5 protein-coding genes are annotated in these 7,985 nt (G+C 66.4%); all 5 read left to right on the top strand.

What is annotated here, in order from left to right; genetic code table 11:
- Positions 1-2,917 (top strand): MupA/Atu3671 family FMN-dependent luciferase-like monooxygenase (locus VOI29_RS20120; RefSeq protein WP_323782900.1); only part of this gene is annotated, 2,917 nt, incomplete at its 5' end.
- Positions 2,914-3,603 carry a 4'-phosphopantetheinyl transferase family protein gene (locus tag VOI29_RS20115; protein ID WP_323782897.1) on the top strand — a complete coding sequence of 230 codons (690 nt, stop codon included), beginning with the start codon at positions 2,914-2,916 and terminating at the stop codon, positions 3,601-3,603. The genes VOI29_RS20120 and VOI29_RS20115, both read left to right, overlap by 4 nt.
- Positions 3,600-4,538: a hypothetical protein gene (locus VOI29_RS20110; protein ID WP_323782890.1), complete on the top strand. Its 939-nt coding sequence runs from the start codon at positions 3,600-3,602 to the stop codon at positions 4,536-4,538. Before VOI29_RS20115 ends, VOI29_RS20110 begins: the two co-directional genes overlap by 4 nt.
- Positions 4,535-7,051: a hypothetical protein gene (locus VOI29_RS20105; RefSeq protein WP_323782887.1), complete on the top strand. Its 2,517-nt coding sequence runs from the start codon at positions 4,535-4,537 to the stop codon at positions 7,049-7,051. The genes VOI29_RS20110 and VOI29_RS20105 overlap by 4 nt, the downstream gene beginning before the upstream one ends.
- A complete protein-coding gene (locus VOI29_RS20100) occupies positions 7,048-7,884 on the top strand; it encodes a glycosyltransferase (protein ID WP_323782884.1) in 837 nt (278 codons plus the stop codon). Before VOI29_RS20105 ends, VOI29_RS20100 begins: the two co-directional genes overlap by 4 nt.
- Positions 7,885-7,985 lie beyond the last annotated feature (101 nt).

Raw genomic sequence — 7,985 nt, 5'->3', positions numbered from 1 at the left:
CTTTGAGGACCAGAGTTTCACCTATAGCGAAGTCAATGCCCGCGCCAATGCGGTGGCCGGGCGCCTGCGTGAAATGGACGTGAAACCGGGGACGCATGCAGGCATCCACATCCGCCGCGGGCCCGAACTGGTTTTTGCCGCCCTGGGTGTGATGAAGGCCGGCGCCGCCTATGTGCCTTTGGACCCGGCCTACCCCGCAGACAGGATCGCGCATTATATCAGCGACAGCCGGGCGCAGGTGATCATCACGGAGGCGGCGCTGGCTGGGAAACTGCCGGCCTCCGGCGCGCAGGTGCTGGAAATCGAGACCGTCCCCGCGGGGACAGCCGAAGATAACATCGATGGCGGGGCCACGGGCAGCGATCTGGCCTATCTGATTTACACCTCCGGCTCCACCGGCCTGCCGAAGGGGGTGATGGTCAGCCATGCCAATGCCGCGAATTTCTTTGCCGGCATGGATCAGCGCATCCCGCATCAGCCCGGCGGCGCCTGGCTGGCGGTCACCAGTCTCAGCTTTGACATCTCGGTGCTGGAACTGTTCTGGACCCTGTCGCGCGGCGTCAAGCTGGTCTTGTCCAGCGATGAAAGCCGGCTGGAATTGTCCAGGGGCCCGGTTGCACAGTCAGACCGCAGAATGGATTTCAACCTGTTCTACTGGGGCAATGACGACGGGCCGGGGCCGCAGAAATACCGTCTGCTGCTGGAAGGCGCCAAGTTTGCCGATCACCACGGGTTCAATGCAGTCTGGACACCGGAGCGGCATTTCCATGCCTTTGGCGGCCCCTACCCGAACCCGTCGGTAACAGGTGCCGCTGTCGCCGCGGTGACTCAGAACATCGGCGTTCGCGGCGGCTCCTGCGTCGCGCCACTGCACCACCCGGCGCGGATCGCCGAGGAATGGGCGGTGATCGACAATCTGACCGCGGGGCGCGCCGGGATCGGCTTTGCCTCGGGGTGGCAGCCGGATGATTTCATTCTGCGGCCGGAAAACACGCCGCCTGCAAACAAACCCGCCCTGTTTGAGGCCATTGAAACCGTGCGCAAACTGTGGCGCGGCGAGGCGGTTGCCTTTCCCCGTGGGGACGGCAGCGGCCACACCGTTGTCACCCAGCCCCGCCCGGTATCCAGGGAGCTGCCGGTCTGGGTCACCACTGCGGGCAACCCGGAGACCTGGCGCGAGGCGGGCGCGATCGGGGCAAATGTGCTGACCCATCTGCTGGGCCAGAGCATTGAGGAGGTTGCGGGCAAGATCCGCATTTATCACGCGGCCCTGCGCGGCGCCGGCCATGACCCTGCGGATTTCAAGGTCACGCTGATGCTGCACAGCTATCTGGCGCCGACCCGCGAGGAGGCCCGCCAGGTGGCGCGGGAGCCGATGAAGGGTTATCTGCGCTCGGCGGCAGGGCTGATCAAGCAATATGCCTGGGCCTTCCCGGCGTTCAAGAAACCCGAAGGGATCGAGACCCCGTTCGAGATGGATCTGGGGTCTTTGCCGGAGGCGGAGCTGGAAGCGATCCTCGACTTTGCCTTTGAACGCTATTTCGAGGAGTCCGGCCTGTTCGGAACCATCGGGGACGCCTGCCGGCGGGTCGAGCAGCTGAAGCGGATCGGGGTGGATGAAATTGCCTGCCTGATCGATTACGGCATCGCGCCGGATGCGGTGCTGGAGGGGCTGAAACCGCTGGCCGAGGTGCTGCGTCTCACGAACGCGCCGCAGGAACTGGCCGCGGATGACTTCTCGCTGGGCGCGCAGATCCTGCGCCACCGGGTCAGCCATTTGCAATGCACACCCTCGATGGCGCGGATGATCGCGGCGGATGAAAACGCAAGCGCCTGCCTGGGGCAGCTGCAGCATCTGCTGCTGGGCGGCGAGGCATTGCCGGGCGATCTGGTGCAAAACTTACAGGCTGCGACAGGGGCTGAAATCCACAACATGTACGGCCCGACCGAAACCACGGTCTGGTCGACGGTGGAGAAAATCAGCGCTGTCCCCGCGGGGACAGCCGGGATTGGCACGCCGGTTGCGAATACGCAGGTTTACGTGCTGAACGAAAAACAATCGCCTGTCCCCGCGGGGACTCCCGGTGAATTATACATTGGCGGCGCGGGCGTCACGGCGGGGTACTGGCAGCAGCAGGCGCTGACTTCTGAACGGTTCGTAAACGCACCGTTCGCCGATGGCCCCCTGTACCGCACCGGCGATCTGGTGCGCTGGACTGCGGATGGGCGGCTGGGCTTTTTGGGCCGCAGCGACCATCAGGTGAAGATCCGCGGCCAGCGGATCGAACTGGGCGAAATCGAGGCTGCCATGGCGGCCTTCCCGGGTGTCACAGGAGCGGTGGCGGTGCCGCGCGGCGAAAGCGGAGCCGAGCAACTGGCTGGCTATATCACGGTGTCCGCACCGGTTGCCGAGGATGCCCTGAAACGGGCACTGGCGGCAAAACTGGCTGAGGTGATGGTGCCAGCGCGTATCGTCACGCTGGAGGCTTTTCCGCTGACGCCGAACAGGAAAATCGACCGCAAGGCGTTGCCGGACCCGAAACCGGCACGGGCCGGAGCCGCGCCGGCGGTGCCGCTGGATGCAGGCGCGCAAGCCAAGATCGCAACCGTCTGGAGCCGCATCCTGGGCGTCAGCGGCATTGGCGCGCAGGACAACTTCTTTGCGCTTGGCGGCCATTCGCTGCTGGCGGTGCAGGCGCACCGGGAGCTGCGGGAGGAACTGAACACCGCGAAGCTGTCGATCACCGATATCTTCCGCTTCCCGACGCTGGCCGGGCTGGCCACCCACATCGAGGGGCTTGCAGGCCCCCCTGCAAATGCGGAACAACAGCCGCAGGACACCCAAAAGCCTGACCGCGCCGGCACCATGTCAAAGCGGCGGGCGATGCGTGCAAACCGCAGAGCAAGGACCGGATGACAGAGGCCGAAAACAAACTGGCAGAGCGGCTGAATCTGATGCGGCCGCTGTTTGCCGCGGATGTGGCCGTGGCGGGCGCGGACCCGCTGGACGCCCTGCCGGTGCCCTTTGCCCAGGAGGCCGCGGGCCTGTCGCCCAACGCGGTTGCCAAGCGGCGCAATGAATTTGCCGCCGGGCGCAGCGCTGCGCATCAGGCGATGCAACAGCTGGGCCTGCCCCCTGTTCCGGTTCCGGTGGGCCGCGACCGGGCACCGGTCTGGCCCGCGGGGCTGGTGGGTTCGCTTACCCATACCAAAAGCTGCGCCATGGCGGTGCTGGCCAGAACGGGCGATGTTCAGGCGCTGGGGATCGACATCGAAGAGGACACCCCCCTGAAAGACGCGCTGCTGCCCGCGATCTGCTCGGAGCGCGAACAGGCCTGGCTGCGGCGGCAGGACAATCCGGGGCAGATGGCCAAGGTGATCTTTTCCGCCAAGGAAGCGGCCTATAAATGCCAGTACACGCTGAGCCGGGCCTTTTACGGCTTTGACGGGATGGAGCTGGAGTTTGATCTGGCGGCAGGTGCCTATCAGGCTGTGTTCACCGCCGGACGGCCGCCGTTTGCGCGTGGCGAGGCGGTTGGCGGGCGGTTTGCGGTTGGCGCCGGTCTGATCATCACCACGGCGGAAATCCGGGGGCGCGGATGATCGCGCGGCGCGGGTTTCTGGCCCTGGCAGCGGCGGTTTCAGCGCTGGGGCTGGCAGCAGTTGCGGCGCGCAGCCGCAGCGTGCCGGTGCCCCCTCCCCTGACCCCGCCCAAAGGCCCGCTGCAGGTGTTTCACCTCGGCCATTCGCTGGTCGGGCCGGACATGCCGCATATGCTGGCGCAGCTGGCACCGGAGGGGCATGGCTATAACAGCCAGCTGGGCTCGGGCACGCCGCTCAGGGCGCATTGGGAGGCGGAGGAGGAAATCCTCGACTTTGAGACCGCCAATCAGGCGCCTGCTTACCGGGATGCAAAAGACGCAATCGGTTCGGGAAACTACGGCGCGGTTGTGCTGACCGAGATGGTCGAGCTGCGCGATGCCATCCGCTACTTTGATGCGGCAGAATACCTGGGCAAATGGGCCGGCCTTGCGCGGGCGGCCTCGCCGGACACACGCATTTACCTGTATGAGACCTGGCACAGGCTGAACGATCCCGAGGGCTGGCTGGACCGGATCACCACCGATCTGGAACACCTCTGGGTCAACAAGCTGCTGGGGCCCGACAGCCGCGGACAGCCGCAGCAGCCGGTCTATCTGATCCCCGGCGGACAGGTGCTGGCGGCGCTGGCGCGGGCAGCGGAGGGCGGCGGGATCCCGGGCCTGGCTTCACGTGAATCGCTGTTTGCCCGGACGTCCGAAGGCGGTCTCGATACCATACATGTCAATGATCTGGGGGCCTATGCGGTCGCACTGACCCATTACGCGGTGCTGTATCAGCGTGCACCTGCAGGGCTGCCGCATGAACTGACCCGCGCCGATGGCAGCCCGGCAGAGGCATTCAGCCCTGAAGCCGCAGCCGCGGTGCAGCGGATCGTCTGGCAAGTGGTGCGCGCCCTGCCCCGCACCGGATTGCCTGCGGCTGGAGAGACCGGATGAATTTGGAGACGCTGATCACCTCGGTTGTGATGATCGGCCATTCGCTGTTCGGGCCGGACAATCCGCAGATGCTGGAACAGTTGCTGGATACCCGCGCAGAAGCCACCGTCGAAGCGCAGATCATCAATGGCGCGCCGCTGAGCTACAACTGGCAGCACAGCGGCACCGCCGAGGGCGTTGATTCACGTGAAAGGCTGCGCCAGCCGGCCGATGCGGTGATCATCACCGAGGCGATACCGCTGTCCAATCATCTGAAGTGGAGCGATACCGAAGGTGCCGCGACCCGGTTTTATGAGCTGGCGCGGGCGGCCAATCCGGATACCGCGTTCTACCTGCAGGAAACCTGGCACAGCCTGGACAGCGGCACCGGCGCCGAAGTGCCCTTTGACAAAGGCGCGGATGTGCCTTGGCGCGCGCGGATCAGACAGGACCTGCCGCGCTGGCAGGCGGTGGTCGAAGAGGTGAATACCGCCACCGGCGGCAGCGTGAAACTGCTGCCTGCGGGGCAGGCCATGGCCCGGTTGGAGGATGCGATCCTGGCCGGCACCCTGCCCGGCCTCAGCAGCATCCGCGATGTGTTTGCCGATGATATCCACCCCAATGCCACCGGTTTCTATTTTCTGGCGCTGCTGCAGTACGCGGTGCTGACCGGGCAGGATCCGGCGGGTCTGCCGCATCAGCTGAGCGACCGCTGGGGCAAGCCTTATCCCGCGCCGCCGCCTGAACTGGCGGCACGGCTGCAGCAGATCGCCTGGGCTGCGGCCCAAGGCACCGGCGTGCGCACCGCCGCGCGGCCGCCGGATCCTGCGACGCTGCCGCGGGAGCCTGCTCTGCCTGCGTTCAACACGGTGCAGGCCGCAGATCAAACCGCCCCGGAGGCCATCCCCGCCCGGCAGCCCGTCGCCATCAACCTGGCAGCCATCGCCGATTGGAGCAGCCAGGCGCCATTCCTGGATCACTTCAAGACCGCGCGTCCCTGGATCGGGCATCTGCCGAAACGCTGGGGCGGTGCGGATCACCAGGATCTTCTGGCTGCCGGCTATCTGGACCCGGAGGGCTGGCCCACCGCCATCCCGCCTGAGCTGAGCTCCATCGGCACCGTGATCCTGACCGATCTGCCAAAGGAAGCCGTCTCGCTTGCGGGCCGCTATGTGCTGCGGTTCGAGGGCCAGGGCATTGTCGAAGTTGCGGGCCGGGCCGAGAACGTGCGCTATGGCAAGGGCGAGGTGCGGTTTGACTATGCCCCCGGCCCCGGCCCGGTGGAAATCCGGATTCAGCGGACCGGGCGGCGCACTGGCAGCGGCGCGGACTATCTCCGCAACATCCGGGTGGTGAAGGAGGAGCATCTGGAAGCCTATGAGCAGGGCGACCTGTTCAACCCGTTGTGGCTGGACCGGCTGGACGGGTTTGCCGCGCTGCGGTTCATGGATTGGATGGCCACCAATGACTCCGGCCAAACCGGCTGGGAGGACCGGCCGCGGGTCCCGGAGTACACCTGGGCGCTGAAAGGCGTTCCGGCGGAAATCATGCTGGCGCTGACCAACACGCTGGGGGCGGATCCCTGGTTCACCATGCCGCATATGGCGGATGATACCTATGTCCGCCAGTTCGCCCGGCTGACGGAGCGCAGGCTGGATGAAGACCTGCGCGCCTATGCAGAATACTCCAACGAGGTCTGGAACTGGCAATTCCAGCAAGCCGCCTGGGCCGAAGCGCAGGCGCAGGCGCGCTGGGGCGGCGATGGCTTGTGGATGCAGTTCTATGGAGGCCGGGCCGCCGAGGTTGCGCAGATCTGGACCCGGGTTTTTGGCGAAGGCAGCGAGCGGCTGGTGCGGGTGATTTCCTCGCAGACCGGCTGGCTGGGATTGGAAGAACAGGTTCTGTCAGCGCCGCTGTGGCAGGCGGAACAGCCGGGGCGCAAGCCCCCTGCCGCCTATTTCGATGCCTATGCGGTGACAGGCTATTTCGGTGGTATCCTTGGCGTCACGGAACGCGCAGGCCATGTCCGCGCCTGGATCGCCGGCAGTCGCGAGCAGGCCCGGACCGTGGCGGCGCAACGCGGGTTGACCGGCACCGCCGCAGAGCAGTTTGCGGCAAGGCATCAGTATGACGCAGCCTCGGCCCAGGCCGGAGCGGAGCTGCGCGACGGGCTGATCTCGGGCGACGGCGCCGACACGTTGACCGATCTGCTGGGGCGGGTGTTGCCCTACCATGCCGGGATTGCCCGGCAACACGGTCTGGAGCTGATCATGTATGAGGGCGGCAGCCATGTGGTCGGCATCGGTCCGATGGTGGAGGATGAGACACTTACCGGGTTCTTCACCCATTTCAACTATACGCCCGAGATGGGCAGGCTGTACCAGGAACTGCTGGCGGGCTGGAGCGCCCTGGGCGGCAGTCTGTTCACCGCCTATGCCGACGTTGGCGTGCCGGGGAAATGGGGCAGCTGGGGGGCGTTGCGGGTTCTGAGCGACGAGAACCCGCGCTGGGACGCGCTGGAGGCGGTCAGATGACGCCGCAGGTCTCGGTGCTGATCCCGGCCCATGATGAGGCGGCGTATATCGCAGGGTGCCTGCAGGCGGTCTTTGCCTCGGATCCGCTGCCGCAGGGCATGACCGCTGAGGTTCTGGTGCTGGCAAACGGCTGCCGCGATGAGACGGCCGCATTGGCCCGCGCGCAGAGACCGTCTGCGGGCTGGGATCTGCGGGTGCTGGAACTGCCGGAAGGCGGCAAGATTGGTGCGCTGAATGCCGGCGATGCGGCGGCCCGCGGCGATCTTCTGATCTATCTGGATGCGGATGTTGGCGTCAGCCCGGCGCTGATCCCGCGGATTGCCGCGGTGCTGGCGCAGGACGTGCCGCTTTATGCCAGCGGCCGCCCGCAGGTGGCGCTGGCGCGCAGTGCGGTGACCCGTGCCTATGCACGGCTCTGGAGCCGGCTGCCGTTTGTCACCGGCGGCGTGCCCGGGTTCGGCGTGTTCGCCATGAACCGGGCCGGACGGCAGCGCTGGGGGGACTGGCCGGATATCATCGCCGATGACATTTTCGCCCGGCTGAATTTCGCCCCGTCCGAGCGGGTGAAAGTGCCGGCTGTCTACAGCTGGCCGATGGTGGAGGGCTTCCGCAACCTGGTGCGGGTGCGGCGGCGGCAAAATGCCGGCGTGGCGGAGGTGGCCGGCAAATTCCCTGTCCTGCAGCAGAATGAAGACAAATCACCGCCGGACGGCGGCTTTGTGCTGAAGCTGCTGCTGTCGGAACCAGCCGGGTTCCTAGTCTATGCGATGGTCGCCCTGGCCACAAAAACGCCGCTGTTTGCGTCAGGCAGCCGCTGGACCCGCGGCCGCTGAGCCCCGGCTTTTGCCGCTGGCCTGTCGCGGCGGATCTCCCGCGCCCGCAGGAACCTCTGGCTGCGCCAGCGCGCCCTTGGCGGCCTTGGGCGTGGGCCCGG

This window comes from Leisingera sp. (genome assembly GCF_034669605.1).
In the GTDB taxonomy this organism is placed as follows: Bacteria; Pseudomonadota; Alphaproteobacteria; order Rhodobacterales; family Rhodobacteraceae; genus Leisingera.
Note: the sequence above shows the minus strand (reverse complement) of the source record. Positions and strands in the feature narration are given on the sequence as shown.

Coding starts and splice junctions, on each gene's coding strand:
- VOI29_RS20115 (WP_323782897.1), top strand. CDS start 2,914: ATGACAGAGGCCGAAAACAAACTGGCAGAGCGGCTGAATCTGATGCGG.
- VOI29_RS20110 (WP_323782890.1), top strand. CDS start 3,600: ATGATCGCGCGGCGCGGGTTTCTGGCCCTGGCAGCGGCGGTTTCAGCG.
- VOI29_RS20105 (WP_323782887.1), top strand. CDS start 4,535: ATGAATTTGGAGACGCTGATCACCTCGGTTGTGATGATCGGCCATTCG.
- VOI29_RS20100 (WP_323782884.1), top strand. CDS start 7,048: ATGACGCCGCAGGTCTCGGTGCTGATCCCGGCCCATGATGAGGCGGCG.